The following is an 18,973-nucleotide window of genomic DNA, read 5'->3' as shown; positions in this document are numbered from 1 at the left end:
TTGTGACTGTCGGCTTCACTCGGGCACGTAGCGCGGGTAGGTCGTCTTGCTGGCGCGTGCGAAGGCGAGGTCGATCTCAACGGTCGCATAGGGCGCCTCCGGCGTGGTCTCGGCCAGCACGGTGCCTTCCGGGTCCACCACCCAGCCGAGGCCGCCGCAATTGGCCTTGTAACCCGGCGGCGCCCAGAGGTTGGACGACAGGCAATAGGCGCCCGAGCAGACCGCAGCCGCCTGGCCGCCAGCCAGCCACTTGCGGGTGGATCCATGCGGCGTCGCCCGCGGAACGCACAGGAGATCGGCGCGGCCCGCCGCGTAGTGGCGCGCCCACTCGAAAAACCACATCTCGGTGCAGATCTGCACGCCGATGCGCATGCCCAGCGCCCGCGCGATGTCGAAGGTGCCCGGACCGCGCTCGTACCAGGTATGCTCGTAATAGCCCTCCTCATCGGGAAGGTAGTATTTCTGATGCACAGGCACGGCGCCCGCGTCCTCGGTCCACACATAAGCCTCGTTGCGCCGGCTGCCATGCGGCATGACGATGGGCCGCGTGCCCATGACGGCCCTGGCGTTCAACGTGGACATGCGCGCGATACGCGCATCATGCAGAGCCACTGCCTTCTGCCACTGGGCGGCATCCGGCTCAGGAGCGGCCGCCAGCCACTCGCCGAAGCACATCTCCGGCACCAGCAGGAAGTCCGACGCCTCTTTCGCCACATGCGCGGCAAGGCCTTGCAAGGCCTCATCGAGATGATCGGGTCGGCAGTCGATCTGACAGACGGTAACCTTCATGACGTCAAAGCCCCTTTATCTTCACAGCCCACCCATCCGGCACACGATGGCCCATTCCTCGTCCGTCACCGGCTGCACCGAGAGGCGGGAATTGTTGATGAGGATCATCTTCTCGAGGCCGGGCTGCTTCTTGATGTCGTCGAGGGTCACGGGTTTCGGGAATGGCTTCACGGCCTTGATGTCCACCATGCCGAACTTGCCCGTCTCGTCCGTGTGATCCGGGTAGTATTCCCGGATCACCTCGACGATGCCGACCACGGCCTTGCCCTCGTTCGAATGATAGAAGAAGCCGTGCTCGCCCTTTTTCATCGCCATCAGGTTCTGCTTGGCGACATGATTGCGCACGCCGTTCCAGTGGGTGCCTTTCGCGCCTTCGGCGACTTGGGCATCCCAGGACCAGACGGAGGGTTCGGACTTGTAGAGCCAATGGGCCATGTTCTGCTTACCCCTTTATCAGCATCGCGAAATCTTTGCGTGTCGCTTTAGCGCATCGTGCGGACCCAGCGGGCCGCGCTAGCGAAAAGTGGATCCGGTTTTCCGGTCCACACGATGCGCAAGTCAAGAAGATGAGCATCGGACCCAAAAGTGCAAATCCACTTTTGGGTCCGATGCTCTAGTGCTCGGACTTGATCGGTCGGTTCATCAGCGCATCGACAGCCTGATCGAGCGTCCATGCGCCGGACAGGATCTGCTCGACGGCTTCCGCAATCGGCATATCGATGGCTTTCGCGCGCGCCAGCGCCACGAGGGCGCTTGCGGTGGCCGCGCCCTCCACCAGCTTGCCGCCGGCGGCCTCTTCGACGCTCATTCCCTGGCCGAGGCGCTGGCCGAAGGCGAAGTTGCGCGATTGCGCGGTGGAGCAGGTGAGCACCAGATCGCCGAGGCCGGACAGCCCCATGAGGGTCTCAGGGTTGCCGCCATAGGCGCGGGCGAAACGCAGGAGTTCGGCGAAGCCACGGGCAATGAGGGCAGCTTTGGCGCTCTCGCCGAGGCCCTTGCCCGCCACGGCCCCGCAGGCGATGGCCAGCACGTTCTTGGCCGCGCCGCCGATCTCGACGCCGCGCACGTCGGCGCGATGGTAGACGCGGAATGTGGGCCCGGAGATTGCATTGGCCAAGGCTTCGGCCAATACCGCGTCGCGGCAGGCGAGCGTCACCGCGGTGGGCAGGCCGCGGGCCACGTCATGGGCGAAGCTGGGGCCCGACAGCACGGCCACGGGCGCGCCGGAGCGCACCTCCGCGACCACGTCGCAGAGGAAGGCCCTGCTGCCGCGTTCGATGCCTTTGGCGCAGAGCACCAGCGGCGTTGCGGGCGGCAGCACGCGGGCGAGGGCTGCCGTCACCTCGCGCGTGGTCTGCGCGGGCGTCACGAGAAGAACGGCGCTGGACGCGGCAAGCGCGCTCAGATCGGCCGTCGGCCTGATGCGCTCGTGCAGCGCAATACCCGGCAGGCAGCGCTCATTCGTGCGCGTGGCTGCCAGCGTTGACGCCTGCTCGGCCGAGCGCATCCACAGCACCACGTCGTTGCCGGCGGCAGCGGCCGCATTGGCCAGCGCCGTTCCCCAGGCTCCGGCTCCGGCAATGCCGATGGTGCTCATGACCCGTCCTCCTGCTCAGGCCGGATCGGAGGCCAGAAAGACTTGGCGCGTGATCCGGTAGAGTGCACTCCTGCGCAGGGGATGACCTTCTGGGATGGCCGGATGATCGAAATCACCCATCGCATCATGGGTCATGCCGAGCTTCTCCATCACCCGGCGGGAGGGCTCGTTCTGCGACGCCGTATAGGCGACGATTTCAGAAAGATCCGTTCGATTGAACACGTCCCTCAAGGAGGCCATTGCAGCCTCCCCTGCATAGCCCTTGCCCCAATAAGGGGCGTCGAGTCGCCAGCCGATCTCGACGGCCGGCGTGAAGGGCAGTTCGCGCACGGTGCGCCAGCATCCGACGAAGCCGATGAACGGTGCGACGCCGGGCGCCTCCACGGCCCAGGGGCCGAAACCGTCCAGGTCGAAGCGTTCGTCGAGCCAGCGCGCCTCCTGGTCGCTCTCCTCCCGGCTGCGCATCTTGAAGAAGAAGCGCATCACGTGTTCGTCCGCGTTGAGGCGGGCATAAAGCGGCCAATCCTCCTCGCGCCAGCGGCGCAGGATCAGCCGTTCCGTGCGAATCTCTTGAGGACAGGGCAGCATCACGCCTTCGCTCCCGCCTCGTCGCGGCTGGTGTCGAGGGGCCAGCGGGCGCGGGCCGGGGCGCCGATGTCGTCGATGAGGCCGAGGCGCATGCGCTCGAGACCCGCCCAGGCGATCATCGCCCCGTTGTCGCCACACAGGTGCACGGGCGGCGCCACGAGCTTGAGGCCGGCTTCGACCGCGAGCCGCTGCAGCCCCTGGCGCATGCCCTGGTTGGCCGCAACGCCGCCGGCCACCACGAGGGCCGCCGGATGGCCGGCGATCTCACGGAAGGCGCGAAGCCCCACGCGGGTGCGGTCCACCACCACGTCGACGATGGCGGCCTGGAAGCTGGCGCAGAGATCGGCAATGTCGCTGGCGGTGAGCGGCGCGATCTTCTCCGCTTCGATCCTGACAGCCGTCTTGAGGCCGGAGAGGGAAAAGTTCGGCTCCTTCCGGCCCTGCATCGGGCGCGGGAAGGCGAAGCGCTCCGGATTGCCCTTCGCGGCCTCGCTCTCCACATGCGGGCCGCCGGGATAGGGCAGCCCCAGCATCTTGGCGACCTTGTCGAAGGCCTCGCCGATGGCGTCGTCGATGGTGGTGCCGATGCGCACGTAATCGCCGACGCCGCGCACCGCCACGAGCTGGGTGTGGCCGCCGGAGGCGAGCAGCAGCAGGTACGGGAAGCCGATGCCGTCGGTGAGCCGCGCGGTGAGCGCATGGGCTTCGAGATGGTTCACCGCCATCAGGGGTTTACGGGTCACGAGCGCGATGGCTTTGGCCGTGGTGAGCCCCACCAGCACGCCGCCGATGAGGCCGGGGCCGGCCGCCACGGCGATGCCGTCGATGTCCTTTACGGAGCAGTTCGCGTTTTTCAGCGCGCGCGCGATCAGCCGATCGATCACCTCCACATGGGCGCGCGCCGCGATCTCCGGCACCACGCCGCCGTAGCGGGCGTGCTCGGCGATCTGGCTCAACACCTCGTTGGACAGGATCTCGCCCCGTCCGTCGAAGCCGACACCCACGACAGCGGCCGCAGTCTCGTCGCAGGTGGTCTCGATGCCTAGAATGCGCATGGTCGGTGGCTGCTCGATTTAAGGTGTTGTCCGGGCTTCCGGCCCGGCGCTCCTCCCCCTATAGTCCGCCGCGCCGCACAAGATCAAACGCCGAAATCATTCTTCAGGAGAGCAGAACCGGAATGGCCGCTTCACCCACCCTGGTCATCGGTACGCGAGGCAGCCCGCTGGCGCTGGCCCAGGCCCACGAGACGCAAGACCGGCTGTTCGCCGCCCACGGTTCGACCGGGGATGGCTGGACCGTGGAGCACCTGCCCCTGTCGATCATCAAGACCACGGGCGACGCCATTCAGGACCGGCCCCTGTCGGAGGCGGGCGGCAAGGGGCTCTTCACCAAGGAGCTCGACATCGCGCTGCTCGAAGGCTCGATCGATCTTGCGGTCCATTCCGCCAAGGACCTGCCGACCACCCTGCCGGAGGGTATCGTGATCGCCGGCTTCCTGCCGCGCGAGGACGTGCGCGACGCCTTCATCAGCCACCGCTTCAAGAGCATCAGCGACCTGCCGCAGGGCGCCGTGGTGGGCTCCGCGTCGCTGCGGCGCCAGGCGCAGATTCGCCGCCTGCGGCCCGATCTCCAGGTCACGTTGCTTCGCGGCAATGTGCAGACGCGGCTCGCCAAGCTGGAGCGCGGCGAGGTCGACGCGACGCTTCTCGCCATGGCGGGCCTGCGCCGCCTCGGGCTGACCGACCACGTGACCACGATGCTGGAGACGGACGACTTCCTGCCGGCGGTCGGGCAGGGGGCCATCGCCATTGCGATCCGGGCCGAGGACGAGCGGGTGCGCCAGGCGATTGCCCCGATCCTCGATGCTCCGACCGGTCAGGCACTCGCGGCCGAGCGGGCCTTTCTCACCATCCTCGACGGCTCCTGCCGCACCCCCATCGCGGGGCATGCGCGGCTCGTCGGCGGCGAACTCGAATTCCGCGGCCTCGTGCTGCGCCCGGACGGATCGGAGAGCCTGGAGGCCCTGCGCCGCGGCTTGCCCGAGGATGCGGTGGCCCTCGGGCGCGATGCCGGATCTGAGCTGCGCGCGCGCATGCCGCCGGATTTCCTCAAACCCTGATGCGGGTCCTCGTCACCCGCTCGCCCGACGATGCCGCACGCACGGCGGACAAGCTCGCCGCCCGCGGTCACGAGGCGTTGCTGGCGCCCGTGACCCGGATCGTGCCGACAGGCGATCCGATGCCGCTCGATTCGTACGATGCCCTGATCGTCACCAGCGCCCATGCGGAAGCGGCTTTGGCTTCTCTCGACCGGTCGAAACCCGTTTTCGCCGTTGGCGAGCGCACGGCCGATCCGGTGCGGGCGGCAGGCTTTGCCGGCATCACCGTGGCGGAGGGCGATGCACTCTCCCTGGTGCGGCTGATTCGCGGCACGCTGGCGCCCGGCATGACCCTGCTTCACGTGACGGCGCGCCATCGCAAGGAGGAACCGGCGGCCTCCCTGAGGGCTTCCGGTTTCACGATCCTGCCATGGGAGGCTTACGAGGCGAAGGCCGTCGAGACGCTGCCGAGCAATGCCGGGGAGGCCCTGCGCACTGGCCAAATCGGCGCCGCGCTCCATTATTCCCGGAGGAGCGCGGAACTCGTGATCCGGTTGGCAGGGGAGGCAGGTCTGGCATCGCGCCTCTTGAGCATTCCCCATCTCTGCCTGTCGGCCGACGTGGCCGCGCCCCTGAAATCGGCAGGCGCCACCGCTCTCGTGGCGGAGGAGCCCTCGGAGGAAGCGCTGCTCGGGCTTCTCGACAGGGTCCCATGACCTTCGCCGAGACTTCGGCTACGATCCCCGTGCGGGATCTTTGTCATAAGGAGAGGATGATGGTCCCATGAAGCTGCGATCTTGGACGATCACCGGCTCTTGAGGGAACGAAAGCCTGCGCTCAAGCTTGCCTCAATTGCCTATCACACTGCCCTTTTGAAGACCTCGCCCCAGAGAAATACTTCCCTGGCGACCCTGCAAGAGTGACCCGTGACCGATTCATCTGATCCCAGACGCTCGAAATCCTCCCGCAAGAAACCCTCGCGCGAGCCGGCCACCATCGACCTGAAGGCTTTCGTGATCGACGATGGCAGCGTTCGGGCCGATCCCGAGGCGGCTGCCGCCCAGGAGACTGTCGGCCAGGATACCCTTGGGCGGGATACCGTCGGTGAGGAGACCCGCGCGCCGGACGCCGCGACGGATACCCTGTCGGGTGTGCAAGCAGACGAGACCATCGCCAGCGGCAGCGAACCTCCGGCGGAGGATGTGGTCGCGTCCTCGGAGGCCAGCCTCGATTCGGGTTCGGGCACCGATACGCTTCCCTCCGAAACCTCCCTCGAGCAAATGGCAGGGCAGGATACCACTGCAAGCGGCACCTCCTTCCACGAAGCTTCCAGTTCGGAGACGCGTGCGGATTCCGTGCCTCCGCCGCCCGCTCCCGGGCGGCGCAGCTCCGCCGGGGCTCTCATCGGATCCGGCCTTCTGGGCGGCCTCGTCGGCGCCGGTCTCGTTTACGGATTGCAGACCTGGCGAGATCCAGCTTCCGTACCGAGCGATCCGCGCATCGCCCAGCTCGAGCAGCGTGTGAACGCATTGCGGCAGCAGCCGGCAGCACCCGGAGGCCTGCCGCAGGGCGACACGTCCGCTCTGGACGGGCGTCTCCAGGCTCTTGAAGCCGCCAGGGGCGAGCTCGACCAGCGGCTCCAGGCGATCCAGGGCGCGGCCCAGCAGGCAGCATCCCAGGCGCAGGAGGCTCTCAACCGTCCCGCGCCGGAAGCACCTCAGCCCCAGGCTTCTCCCCAGACCGAGTCCGCGCTGGCCGATCTCTCCACCCGCCTCGGCGCCCTCGACGAGCAGGTGCGGGCGAACGGGCAGAACGCCGCCAACGCAGCGAACGTTACGCAGGAGCTCGACCGCCGTCTGGCAGACCTCGATCGCCGCTTTGGCGAGCGCGAGCAGCGCTTCCAGGATACCGACCGACGCCTTGCCGATCTCGACCGTCAGCTGGCGGAGAGCAGCCGGCGCTTTGGCGACACGGATCGTCGCCTCAGTGAGCAGGAGCAGCGCATTACCGCCCTGTCCCAGCAGGCTGCCGAGAACACCAGGAATGTCACGACAGCCAGCCAGACCGGCACCCGCGTGGTGCTGGCCGGGCGGCTGAACGAAGCCCTGCAGGGCGGCACGCCCTATGCGGAGGTGCTCGACGGCGTGCGGAAGGCCGGCACAGAACCGGCCCGGGTGGCACCCCTCGAACCTTTCGCTCAAGGCGGCGCCCCGACCCCGGCCGAGCTGGCCCAGAGCTTCGAGCCCGTGGAGACGGCGATCCTGCGCGAGAGCCGCGGCCCGGCCGAGGGCTGGACCGACCGCATCCTGCGCATGGCCGACAAGGTGGTGACGGTCAGGCCCGTGAACGAACCCGGCGGCAGCGGCGTTCCTGCTGGCGTCACCCGTATCCGGCAGGCCCTGGAGCGCGGCGACGTGGTGGAGGCGGCCGCCGCCTGGGATGCCCTGCCAGAGCCGGCACGACGGGTATCCGAGGAATGGGGCCGACAGGTCAAATCCGTCGCTGATGCCCATCGGGCAGCTCAAGCGATCAGCTCTGATGCCCTCGCCACCCTCAACCGCACGACGCAATAAGAAAAGGATCAGGCCAGCATGTGGCGCGCTCTCGTTTTCATCGGTCTTCTCTGCGTCGCGGCCTTCGGCGCGGTCTGGCTGGCCGACCGGCCCGGCTCGGTCCTGATCACCTTCGCGGGCTACGAGATCCAGATGTCGGTGGCGGTCGCCGCCATTGCGCTGGCGGGCCTCGCGCTCTTCCTGGCGCTGCTCTGGTCCCTGGTGTCCGGCATCCTGCATCTGCCCTCCCGGCTGACCTTCGCATCAAAGGCCCGCCGCCGCTCCCGGGGCTATCAGGCCATCTCCCGTGGCATGGTGGCCGTGGGCGCGGGCGACACCATCGCGGCCCGCCGCTATGCCAACGAAGCCGAGCGCCTGCTGGGGCGCGAGCCCCTGACGCTGCTGCTCAAGGCGCAGGCGGCCCAGGTCTCCGGCAACCGCGAGGCGGCGGAGGCTGCCTTCACCCAGATGATGGAGGAGGACGAGACCCGCGTGCTCGGCCTGCGCGGCCTCTTCGTCGAGGCCCGGCGCCGGGGTGACGTGGGCGAGGCTCAGCAATACGCCTCCGAGGCGGTTCGTCTGGCGCCGGCCGCCGCCTGGGCGAGCGATGCGGTCCTTGAGGCACGCTGTGCCGATCACGACTGGCGCGGGGCCCTGGAGGCCGTCGAACGGCGCGCGTCTCTGGGCCTCCTGAACAAGGCCACGGCCAAGCGCCACCGGGCCGTCCTGCTCACCGCCGATGCCCTGGAGCGGGTGGACCACGATCCCGACGGTGCTCTCAGGAGCGCCCAGGATGCGGTGAAGCTCGCGCCCGATCTCGTGCCGGCGGCGGCTATGGCCGGCCGTCTCCTCTCGCGCAAGGGCGATCTGCGTAAGGGTGCCAAGGTGGTGGAGACCGCCTGGCGCAGCCTGCCCCATCCGGACCTGGCGGATGTGTATCTCAACCTGCGCCCGGGCGATTCCGGCCTCGACCGGCTCAAGCGCGCCGAAACCCTCATGCGGCTCTCCGGAGCCGCGCCGGAAGGGCGGCTTGCCGTGACCCGTGCGGCTCTCGAAGCGCGCGAGTTTGCCCGCGCCCGCGACGCCCTGGCGCCGCTGCTGCAGGACCGGCCGAGCATGCGGGTCTGCCTCCTCATGTCCGACCTGGAGCAGGCGGAGCATGGCTCCACGGGCAGGGGCCGCGAATGGCTCGCCCGCGCCACCCGCGCGCCGCGGGATCCGGCCTGGATCGCCGACGGGATCGTGTCCGATCACTGGCTGCCGATCTCGCCCGTCACCGGCCGGCTCGACGCCTTCGTCTGGCAGGCACCGCCGGATGTGCTGGTCGCCCCAGAACTCACCCTGCACGACGACGTGACGGCGGATCTCGACGATGAGCCGAGGCCGCTGCCGGCCGTGGCCGCGCCCTCACCGGAAGTCGTGCCTGCTCCTGCGCCCGTCTCGGAATCTGTGGCCTCCCATGAGCCGATCCTCGAGCCGGAGGACGATGTTCTGAAGAACGAGCTGAGAGCCGCCTTGAGTGATGAGGAGCCTGCGAAGCAGGAAGTGCCCCTGCCGCCACCGGGGCCCGTGGTCTTTCCGGCCACGCCCCCGGACGTGCCGAAGCCGAAGGAAGAAGCGGCCGCGCGCCGCAGCGTTTTTTCGGTCTGGTAGAGCCTTTCCGGTCTTTCCCGCCTTGCCAACCGGCAGGCGAGGGGGTAAGAGGTCGCCCTCTCGGATCGCAAGATTTGCGATGCCGCAATAGCTCAGCTGGTAGAGCACCTCATTCGTAATGAGGGGGTCGGGGGTTCGAATCCCTCTTGCGGCACCATTCCCATCCTTGGCGCTTACGGTGGCTGAAGGTGGGGAAGGAATGGCAGGGGCCATAGCTCAGCTGGGAGAGCGCTTGCATGGCATGCAAGAGGTCGGCGGTTCGATCCCGCCTGGCTCCACCATCCTGCTGGCGCATCGTGCGGAAAAGTGGTTCCGGTTTTTCCGGTCCACACGATGCGAGTTGAAGACGAGACGGAGCGTGCGGGTGTAGCTCAGGGGTAGAGCACAACCTTGCCAAGGTTGGGGTCGAGGGTTCGAATCCCTTCGCCCGCTCCAATTTCCTCATCTGGGAAAATCCATCGACAAGGCGCCTTCAGGCGCCTTTCGTGTTTTCAGGTCAGCCTAAGCAAACGGGCCCATTCCATGAAGGGAAATGGGCCCGCGGTGACTCGAGGTCACGCGTCATTGACGTTCATCCGGTTTGAACCGGTGGTCTATTTCAGATTGTCGGGCTGAAGGCTGCCTCCGACGCTCAACTTCGCAACGTGGAGGGGGCGGTCAGCCCATTCGAGATCGCTATGCGAGCCTCCATCCATTCAGGCCGGGGCAGGTGCCCGGCTCATCAGGTTGCGGGATCAGCGTCCGTGAAGAACCCACTCAGAACGTTGTGCCGATCCGTTTTCCGTGACGGGTACTTCCAGGATTGGATCACGACCCGTCATGGGTAACTAAAGCACTCAGCGGACGCTTGTTTCAGCGTGGCGGCAAAGAAAAAGACCCGGCTCATCGTTGCCGGGTCCTTTTTGTATTGAAGAGAGATGAAGTCTAAGCGGCTTTGACGCCTTGGAGGAAGTCCTGGACCTCGCGGGAGAGGTCGTTGGAGTGGCGCGACAGTTCCTGGGCTGCACCCAGCACCTGGGAGGCCGCCGAGGTGGTCTCGCCGGCGCCCTGCTGCACGTCCACGATGCTGCCGGTCACGGCTTCCGTGCCACGCGCCGCCTCCTGCACGTTGCGGGCGATCTCGGCGGTGGCCGCGCCTTGCTCCTCCATGGCGGCGGCAATCGAGGTCGAGATCTGGCTCATCTCGGTGATCGTGCGGGCGATCTCCTGAATGGCCGCCACCGTCTGCTGCGTGGCCTGCTGCACCGAGCCGATCTGGGCCGAGATCTCCTCCGTGGCCTTGGCCGTCTGGGAGGCGAGCTCCTTCACCTCCGTGGCCACCACGGCAAAGCCCTTGCCGGCTTCGCCGGCGCGGGCTGCCTCGATGGTGGCGTTCAAGGCCAGCAGGTTGGTCTGGCCGGCAATGGTGTTGATCAGCTGCACCACGTCGCCGATGCGGCTGGCCGTGGAGGCCAGATCCTGCACGGCCGCGTCGGTGCGGCGGGCGCCCTGCACGGCCCGGTCGGCAATCTGCGACGACTGCGCCACCTGGGAGGCGATCTCCCGGATCGAGATCGAGAGTTCCTCGGTGGCGGCCGCCACCGTCTGCACGTTGGCGGAGGTCTGCTGGGCGGCGGACGAGACGGTGACGGACTGCTGGGTGGTCTGGCTGGCAACCGCCGTCATGGTTTGCGCCGTGGCCTCCATTTCGGTGGCAGCCGAGGACAGGCCCTGGGTGAGCGCCGACACGTTGCTCTCGAAGCGCCGCGTGATCTGATCCAGCAGCTCCGCACGACGCATCTTGGCCTGGTTCTCGGTATCCTGCGCGGCGGCCAGGCGGCGGGCTTCGAGAGCATTGTCCTTGAACACCTGCAGCGAACGGGCGAGCAGGCCCACCTCATCCTTCCGCTCGGTGCCCGTGACGCTCACGTCCAGATCGCCCCCAGCCAACCGACCCATCGCACCCGTCATCCCGTTCAGAGGACGTGTGACGCCGTAGATCACGATGGCGGCCAGCAATCCGATCGCCAGGGTGATGCCGATCCCGGAGGCGACCATCAGCTTGGTGGATGTGAAGGACGCGAGATCAGCCGCAGCGTTCTTCTCCTTTTCAAGAGCAGCGGCATTGGCGTCGGCACGCTCGTTGAGGGCCTGTGAGGCCTTCTGGCGCATGGCGCGGCCTTCGCCGCTCGAAATCTTGAAGGCTTCGTCGTTTTCGTTGAGCTGGGCATGGGCGATGGTCTTGCCCATGATCGCGAAGTAATCCTCCACGGTCTTCTTCAGCTGCTCGTTGGTCGCGCGCCGCTCCGGAGTGTCGGACAAGGCGATCAGGCCATCCAGATCCTTCAGGGCTTCCGTCTTGGCTGCGCGGAAGGCCTGCTCATAGGTGGCCATTTCCTGGAAGCGCGTTTCGATGATCAGGTTCTTTTCCTGGATCGCCGCCTCGTTCACATGGGCCTTGATGTCCAGCGCCTTGCTGCGCCGGGCCGCGTGCAGGTCGACGATCTGCTGCGTTTCTTCCGCAAGGGTGTCGAGCCCGATCTTGGCAAAGACAATAAGGCCAACGGTGACGGCAACCATCACGACCACCGGGATGGCCAGCTTTGTAATAATTTTGAGATTGTTCAAGACACGCATTGCATTTCAGTGGCCCGCCCGCATCGCCGCGAGAGGCGCGCGCCCCCACGACGCGCTTATCCAGGCTGCCTGTTTGTAGCCGGCAATATTGGCGCGAGCTATCAGGGTTAATACCTACTGCTGAAGTAAGTCTTTGTTAAATACTTGCAGCGCTATGGCAAAAGCAAAGGTGATTTACGATTTATTAACGATTAAAGTCTTGAGCAGAACGCTCGCCTAGAGCACCACAATGCCGGAGTGCTTGGCCTTGTTGTCCGGCTCCACGTGAATTGTGATCAGCGCGTCTTCCACATCGGCCTTCAGCGCCCGTTCCAGCCGGTCGCAGATGTCATGGGCATCGGTCACGCTCATGGCGCCCGGCACGACCAGATGGAAGTCGATGAAGGTCATCCGGCCCGCATGGCGCGTGCGCAGGTCGTGCGCTTCGATGGCGCCTTCCGCGTTCAGGGCAATGATCTCACGCACGCGGATGAGCGTCGTTTCCGGCAGCGCCTCGTCCATGAGGCCGCCGATGCTTTCCTTGATCAGTCCCCATCCCGACCAGAGGATGTTGACCGCCACCATGGCGGCAAGAGCGGAATCGAGCCATGTCCATCCGGTGAGCGGCACGAGCAGGAGGCCTATGATGACCACCGCCGATGTGACCACATCAGTGAGGAGATGGCGCCCGTCGGCCACAATTGCGGGGGAGCGCAGGCGCCGGCCGTGGTGGATCAGAGCCCAAGACCAGGCCGCATTGATCACACTGGCAACTGCATTGACGGCAAGGCCGTGCACCGGCGCGTCGATCACCCGCGGCGCCAGGAACCCGAAATAGGCCTCGCGCAGAATCGCCAGGGCCGCGACGATGATCAGCACGCCTTCGAGAACGGCTGAGAAATACTCCACCTTGTGATGGCCATAGGGGTGATTGGCATCCGCCGGTGCGGCGCTCAGGCGAACAGCCATGAACGCTGCCACCGCCGTCACCACATTGATGATGCTCTCCAGCGCGTCGGAATAAAGCGCAATGCTGCCCGTGATGTAATAGGCGGCATATTTCAGGACGAAAACAACGGTTCCGACGAATATGCTGCCAATGGCAAGTTTTTGAATCTTGTCCATGGCGCGACACTTGAAAAGCTGGTTCAGCGGGGAACGAAGCGACCTTATAGAGGGTGTTTCTTCAAGCGCAAGACTTTGTTTTTACTTGCTAATCGTTTGCAAAATCATGATGCTCGCCGGAACGATAAAGACAATGTCAAGCCTGATCAGCTTCGAACCGTCTTAAAAACTCCCAGAACCACATGGTCCTCTGGTGAGGCTTTCGGGGAGGCATCACTCCGGGATCGCCGCCGCTTTCCCCATCAGCTTCTTGTAGTAGGCTGACAGCGACGGATACAGCACCTGGCATTGCTGGACCAATGCCAGCGCCTCCACGCGTTTTCCCGCGCTGATGGTGTCGAGGAGCGTAGGATGCAGCTCCGTCAGTTGTGCAAGCGCCGGGTCCTGCTGGCGCTGCTCACCTGGCGCCACGATGGTGAAGATCGCCGATGTCTCGCTGCGGCCTTTGACGGCGATGCGGTCGAGTTCGATGAGCACGAAGTGGTCCTGCAGGGCCTTCGCCGTGGCAGGGCCCAGCACGATCGAGACGCCGTATTCCTTCGATAGGCTTTCCAGACGCGATGCGAGGTTCACCGTGTCGCCGAGCACGGAATAATCGTAGCGCCAGCGTGAGCCCACATTGCCGACCACGCAATCGCCGGTGTTGATGCCGACGCCGATGGCGAAGCGAGGGGCATCCTCGCCCATCTCCTGCTGCAGTTCCGCATTCAGGACCTTCACCGCCTCCAGCATGCGCATGGCGGCGCGCGCGGCCTTCAACGGATGGTCTGGGCTCGGCAGAGGCGCGTTCCAGAACGCCATCACGCAGTCGCCGATATACTTGTCGATGGTGCCGCCTTCCGCGAGCACCGCCTCCGAGAGCGGATCGAGCAGGCGGTTGATGAGCGTGGTCAGCCGCTCCGGCTCGTCCTTCAGCTTCTCCGACAGGGTGGTGAAGCCGCGCACGTCGCAGAACAGGATGGACAGGTTGCGGCGCTCCCCGCCGAGCTTCAGGGCGCTGGGATCGCGGGCGAGCTGCGCCACGAGATCCGGCGACAGGTAGCGCGAGAACGCCTCCGACACGGTGCGGCGCAGATGCCGCTCGCGGGCATAGTCGAGGCCGAACCGCGCGCCGAACACTGCCAGCGCAGCGGCCGCGGGCAGGGCAGGCGGTGCCCAGAGCCGTCCGAAGCGCAGGAGAGCCCAGGCTCCGACGATGAAGAAGGCGAGGAGGCAGGTGGCCGCAAGCCCCGTCTTCCATGTGACCCCGTGGGTGGAGAAGGCAGCCGCGAGGAACGCTCCGGCGATCACGAGGAGCGCCATGACCGGGCTGGGGAGCGGGAGCGCGTAGAGGTTATGGCGGAGGTTGTCGAGGACCGTCGCCTGGACCTCCACACCGGCCGTGAGCGTGCCTTCGGTCAGCGTATAGGGTGTGGGGAAGGTATCGGGGGCTCCCGCATCGGCGGTCGTGGCTGCCTGGAGGCTCAAGCCCACCAGAACTACCTTGTCCTTGAAATAGTTCGGGGGAAGGAAGGTCTTCGGATCGAGGGCCTGATAATAGGACACGGTCGGATAGGAGCGGCGCGGTCCGAAGTACTGGATCAACGCGCCCTCAGGAGCGGCAGCCTGCGGTTCCCCCTTCAGCCGCAGCGCCTGCGCAGCGAAACTGTCCTGAATTGGCGGCATGCGGCGCAGGTAGGCGTCACCGTCGAGATGCATCGAGGCAATGCCAGCCACGGCGCCGGCATCCAAGAACGAATCGAGCGGATTGACTCGCGTAACCTGCGTGCCCTGTTCCAAGGGCGTCGTGACATCGTCCGCTGCGAGTACCACGTCCGGGCCGAGCGCCCTGGCTAGGGTCGTATCGGCTTCCTCCGTGGTGGGATCGGCGAAGATGATGTCGATGGCGATCACCTTCGCGCCGGCCGCGCGCAAGCTCTCGATCAGTTTTGCGTGGATGTCACGGGACCAGGGCCAGCGCTGGCCAATCTCGCCAATGGAGGGCTCGTCAATGGCGACGATAATGGAACCGGGCTCAGCCGGCAGCGGCGGCGCGATCACCGAGAGCAGATCGTAAAGCCGGGCTTCGATGAGGCGGATGGGAGAGAAGAAGAACACAAACGGGATCAGCAGCGCTGCAATGATCCCGGCCATGGTGAAATGGCGCCAGAGAGGTTCTCCGCCGCCATGATTGTGCGACCCTGACCTGTTGTCGTTCACCCTAGAACCGCGCCTTCACACTCGCCGAGATGGTACGCCCCTGGCCAGGAAGATTGGTGAGGATCTCGTACTCATTGTCGAAGATGTTGAGCGCCGTCAGTCCAAGAACCAGCCGCCGATCCGGCGTTTCCCAGGTCACCGACGCATCGGTGGTCCAGTAATCATCCAGCTTCAGCCCGACGAAATTGCCCAGCGGGGTCGAGCTCGTCAGGCCGCCGAGGAACGTCTGGGCCACCGTGAGCCTGAGGCGGCTCGGATGCACGAAGGTGAGGCCCGCGCGGGCGAAGCGCTCCGCAACGAAGGGCACAGGCGATCCCGCAGCAGGCCCCGCCTGGATCTCCGACGAGGCTGTACCGACGGTGCCGAACACCCCGATGCCGTACCCCAGCCAGACATTGGCCGTTGCCGCCACCCGCTCGATCCGGGCTTCCTCGGCATTGACCGTCGAATACGTCTCAGGAATGGGAAGGCTTAAGGAATTGATGTCCTGCCGCTGGTACTCGACCGAGGTGAAGAGGCGCGGAGACCATTCCGCATCCCAGCGCAGGGCGAGGGTGTCGACCTTGCCGCCGAGCTCCAGAGGAATGACGTTCGGCAGGAGGCCGACGGTGGTCAGGGACGACAGCGTGTAGGTCGACGGGAACAGGACGTCGCTGCGATAGGCGGCCCGCAGCCATTGTCCCTCAAAAGGCGAGATGCCGATGCCTGCCCGAGGCAGAACGCTCTCGTCCATCGATGCGCCCTTCACATCGATATCAACTCTCTCCAGCCCGGCCTGGGCCTCGAACCAGTCGGTGGGACGCCAGAAGGCATCGGCGTAGAGACGGGTCCCGCTGAAGGAGACAGCGCCATCGACGGGCGCATCCGAGTAGGGCGGGATCGGGACGCCCACATAGTCCCGGTACTCCTGTTCGTATTCGACCCGCGATTTGCCCCTCAGGGCCTCGGCACCATAGCGAAGCGTGACATCGCCGAAGCCGATCATATGATTCAGCGCCACGACCGTGGCGGTCGTGCGCGTCCGTTCCCGCCTGAGCAGCTCGAACAGCACCAGATCGGGGTTAGTAATGCCGCCTTGTTGCGTATCCGTCGTACTACGGGCCTGCCCGTGGAAGACCGCGGCGGTCAGCACATTGCGATGGCCGAAGGTGTGGCTCCAACCTCCTCCCAGCTGGAAGTCGACCGCTTCCCTTGTATCTTGATTATAGAAAACACCGGGGACTGCGATGTCTCCGACGTTGAATGTGGTTTCCGTCAGGGAGCTGAACGTGCCCGGTTCATTCTTCGAGACCGTGCCGAAGACGAGAAGGCGGTCCGCGGCCGTTGGGGCCGAGCCGATGAAGAAGGCGGCGTTGTCGAGACTCTCCTGATCATAGCTGTTGAGCCCGTTGTCACGCAGACGGCTTGCCGAGAAATTGAAGGCGGTCGGGATCGGCTCGTTCGAGAAGCCGGTGACCGTCGCGTCCGCTTTCCAGCCGGTTTTTCCGTCCTGGGAGATCCAGCGTCCGCCGACCTCGGCATCGACGAAGGGGCGGCGCAGGATGTCGATGCGGCCGAGGCGTCCGCCGAGAGCCAGCGGATCGAAAAGAAGGCCCTGAACGACGAGGTTGGCGGCTGCGACCCCGTCATCGCTACCTGTTTCGACGCTAGTCAGAGTCGGGCTTCCCCTGAACACGTTCGGGCTGACATTCGCCGCCTGATCGAAATAGCTGGAGGCCTGGAAAGGATCGAAGGTGCGGTCGCCGTAGAAGCGGCCCCATTCATGAAGGCCGATGAAGCGGTAGGCCTCCGCCGGATAGCTGCCGCTCTGCCGGTTGGCCGAGATGCCGGCATAATCGCCGCCCCGGCTGCGGGCGCGCTTCACGGCTTCCCGGGCAAACCGCACGGCATCGTCGGCCCGGTATTGATCCAGGGCCACGGCTGTTCTCATGATCGCCGTGACAGGATCGTTCGGGTCGAGCCGGTCCGCATTGTCGAAGGTCTGTTCGGCAAGCTCGATGTCGCCGTTCTGATAATAGGCGACTGCCGCGGCCACCAGGCCGTTGGCATAAGCAGGATTGGCCGCCGAACCCGCCAGAATGGACTCGATGGCGCCGGGCATGTCGCCCTTCTGCAGCAGATAGCGGCCGCGCGCGATGTAGGCGACGTGGAAATCGGGGTCGAGATCGAGCGCCTTGTCGATCAGCGCACCGGCTTCCTCCACGCGGCTCTGGTCGAGCAGGATGAAGGACAGATTGGCAAGGGGGATGGGGTCCTGCGGATCGAGTGCGATCGCGCGCCGGAAAGCTGCTTCCGCTTCAAGGGGAGCGTCGAGTTCGGCATACAGCATGCCGAGCTCGTTCCAGATCTCCACATTGCCCGGCGCGGCTTCCAAGGCTCGCCTCAGGTCGGCCAATGCAGCCTTGCGGTCGCTGTCCACATCGGCCCTGATCCGGCCGCTCATGGCCAGGACGAGATGGTCGTTCGGATCCGCCGCCCGCACGCGCTCCAGGGATGCGCGCATCTGGTCCCGGCGGTTGAGGGCGAGCGACAGCTGCGACGAGAACACACCCAGCCGCGTGTCGGCTGGAAAGCGCTTCTCGGCGGCGTTCGCGAGATCGGCCGCCGCGTTCAGATCCTGCCGGAAGCCGGCGATGAACGCCTGGGCAAGGGCGGCTTCAGGGCTGTTGGGAGCGAGCTTGGGTTGGGGCAGGACGCGGGTCGGCTGGGCAAGCGACGCCGCGATGTAATGGCCGTAAACGGCCGTGACACGCCGCCTGGCATCGATGCCGCGCTCGGCGCGCGCCAGAAGGGCAGCGGATTCGCTCCAGCGGCGCTCCGCCCCCGCAATCAGGCCCTCGACGAGATCCGCGCGAGCACGCTGCGAGGCGCTGAGAGGCCTTCGGCGAGCCTCGGCCAGGGGCACGGCGGCGGCTTGATACCCATCGAGTGCCAAAGCCACCTCGGCGCGGGTCAGCCAGTCTTCCGCAGTGCGAGCCTCCGGCGGGATCGCTTCAAGCCGGGCGCGCTCGGCCTGCCGCGCCGATCCCCGCAAGGAGGTGGCCGGCAGCCAGGACAGGCCATCGCGCAGGGTTAGATAGAACAGCATCTGCTCGCGGTCGTTGGGGCGCACGAGCACGAACTTGGTGGGAGCTTGGCCAATGGCTGCCACGGCTCCTTCGCCCTGGCGCACAGTCACCGAACCCTGCGGATTGGTGAGTTCGACCACCCCCTCGAGCACGATGAGCGAGGTCTTGCCCGATCCATCCACCGAGAGCGACCAGTCGGTGCCGCGGATGGCCGCCACGGCAGCAGGCGTCTTGACGTCCACGCCCGAGCCGCCGCGGGCCGCACGGGCCCAGATGGTGCCGCCCTGCAGGCTGAGCTGTGTGTTTCCGGCTTGACCGTTGGCAATGTCATTGACGGTCAGGGTGGAATTGCGCCCGACCCGGATCTGGGTCTGGTCGGCAAACAGGATCGCGAGATTGCCGATCTCGTTGGTCCGCAGGGTATCGCCGCCGACCACGTTCTGCTGGATGGCGGCCGAGCGCCAGAGGTCCTCGCGCACGAAGCGCATTTCCTCGCCGCCCTTGACGGCCACGATGGCGCCCGCCGCCGGCACCGGGCGCGGCACGGGAGACTGCGCCTGCGCATGGGCGAGGCTCAGCACAAGAGCGCTCGTTGCGGTCAGAAGGCGGAAAGATTGGACAGACATGACGAACCAGCTTGATCAGAGGCTACCTGCTCTAACGTTACCTGAGCTTAGCAGCAAGAAATTTGGATCAAAGCCGATTCACA

General features: G+C 66.0%; 13 protein-coding genes and 3 tRNA genes. 7 read left to right on the top strand and 9 right to left on the bottom strand.

The genetic code is table 11. The annotated features are described in order from the left end of the window. Positions 1-15: 15 nt before the first annotated feature. The 5 genes from IC232_RS14090 to tsaD form a co-directional block, all read right to left on the bottom strand. Positions 16-789: a carbon-nitrogen hydrolase family protein gene (locus IC232_RS14090; RefSeq protein WP_190845600.1), complete on the bottom strand. Its 774-nt coding sequence runs from the start codon at positions 787-789 to the stop codon at positions 16-18. A gap of 21 nt (positions 790-810) precedes the next feature. Beyond that, on the bottom strand, positions 811-1,224 hold the full coding sequence (locus IC232_RS14085) for an EVE domain-containing protein (protein ID WP_190845599.1): 414 nt from the start codon (positions 1,222-1,224) through the stop codon (positions 811-813). A gap of 178 nt (positions 1,225-1,402) precedes the next feature. Continuing rightward, on the bottom strand, positions 1,403-2,386 hold the full coding sequence (locus IC232_RS14080) for an NAD(P)H-dependent glycerol-3-phosphate dehydrogenase (protein WP_190845598.1): 984 nt from the start codon (positions 2,384-2,386) through the stop codon (positions 1,403-1,405). Positions 2,387-2,401: 15 nt separating this feature from the next. Further along, complete coding sequence (locus IC232_RS14075) at positions 2,402-2,974, bottom strand: GNAT family N-acetyltransferase (protein ID WP_190845645.1); 573 nt, start codon at positions 2,972-2,974, stop codon at positions 2,402-2,404. Further along, positions 2,974-4,029 (bottom strand): tRNA (adenosine(37)-N6)-threonylcarbamoyltransferase complex transferase subunit TsaD, encoded by a 1,056-nt coding sequence (gene tsaD, locus IC232_RS14070; RefSeq protein WP_190845597.1) that lies wholly within the window; start codon positions 4,027-4,029, stop codon positions 2,974-2,976. Before tsaD ends, IC232_RS14075 begins: the two co-directional genes overlap by 1 nt. A 122-nt stretch (positions 4,030-4,151) precedes the next feature. On the opposite strand from tsaD, the gene hemC reads away from it, so the two are divergent. The 7 genes from hemC (at position 4,152) to IC232_RS14035 (ending at position 9,712) form a co-directional block, all read left to right on the top strand. Beyond that, on the top strand, positions 4,152-5,093 hold the full coding sequence (gene hemC, locus IC232_RS14065; RefSeq protein ID WP_190845596.1) for a hydroxymethylbilane synthase: 942 nt from the start codon (positions 4,152-4,154) through the stop codon (positions 5,091-5,093). Beyond that, complete coding sequence (locus tag IC232_RS14060; protein WP_190845595.1) at positions 5,093-5,788, top strand: uroporphyrinogen-III synthase; 696 nt, start codon at positions 5,093-5,095, stop codon at positions 5,786-5,788. The genes hemC and IC232_RS14060 overlap by 1 nt, the downstream gene beginning before the upstream one ends. Positions 5,789-5,998: 210 nt before the next feature. Beyond that, positions 5,999-7,645 (top strand): hypothetical protein, encoded by a 1,647-nt coding sequence (locus tag IC232_RS14055; RefSeq protein WP_190845594.1) that lies wholly within the window; start codon positions 5,999-6,001, stop codon positions 7,643-7,645. Between the two features lie 18 nt (positions 7,646-7,663). Beyond that, positions 7,664-9,277 (top strand): heme biosynthesis protein HemY, encoded by a 1,614-nt coding sequence (locus IC232_RS14050; protein WP_190845593.1) that lies wholly within the window; start codon positions 7,664-7,666, stop codon positions 9,275-9,277. Positions 9,278-9,358: 81 nt separating this feature from the next. Then, positions 9,359-9,434, top strand: a tRNA-Thr gene (locus IC232_RS14045). Positions 9,435-9,482: 48 nt separating this feature from the next. Further along, positions 9,483-9,558, top strand: a tRNA-Ala gene (locus IC232_RS14040). 79 nt (positions 9,559-9,637) lie between these two features. Continuing rightward, positions 9,638-9,712: transfer RNA gene (locus IC232_RS14035), tRNA-Gly, on the top strand. A gap of 489 nt (positions 9,713-10,201) precedes the next feature. Here IC232_RS14035 and IC232_RS14030 read toward each other — a convergent pair. From IC232_RS14030 to IC232_RS14015, 4 genes are all read right to left on the bottom strand, one after another. Beyond that, positions 10,202-11,893 (bottom strand): methyl-accepting chemotaxis protein, encoded by a 1,692-nt coding sequence (locus tag IC232_RS14030; protein WP_190845592.1) that lies wholly within the window; start codon positions 11,891-11,893, stop codon positions 10,202-10,204. 216 nt (positions 11,894-12,109) lie between these two features. Then, entirely contained in the window at positions 12,110-12,997 is an 888-nt protein-coding gene (locus tag IC232_RS14025; protein WP_190845591.1) for a cation diffusion facilitator family transporter, read from the bottom strand. Between the two features lie 213 nt (positions 12,998-13,210). Then, the gene (locus IC232_RS14020; protein ID WP_312895165.1) at positions 13,211-15,196 is read right to left on the bottom strand and encodes an adenylate/guanylate cyclase domain-containing protein; all 1,986 of its coding nucleotides are present in this window, start codon (positions 15,194-15,196) and stop codon (positions 13,211-13,213) included. A 1-nt stretch (position 15,197) separates the two neighbouring features. Continuing rightward, complete coding sequence (locus tag IC232_RS14015) at positions 15,198-18,890, bottom strand: TonB-dependent receptor domain-containing protein (RefSeq protein ID WP_190845590.1); 3,693 nt, start codon at positions 18,888-18,890, stop codon at positions 15,198-15,200. Positions 18,891-18,973: the final 83 nt, after the last annotated feature.

The sequence above is a fragment of the Microvirga sp. genome (assembly GCF_014699075.1).
Taxonomy (GTDB): domain Bacteria; phylum Pseudomonadota; class Alphaproteobacteria; order Rhizobiales; family Beijerinckiaceae; genus Microvirga.
The sequence above is the reverse complement of the archived record's forward strand: the minus strand, read 5'-3'. Positions and strand labels throughout refer to the sequence as shown.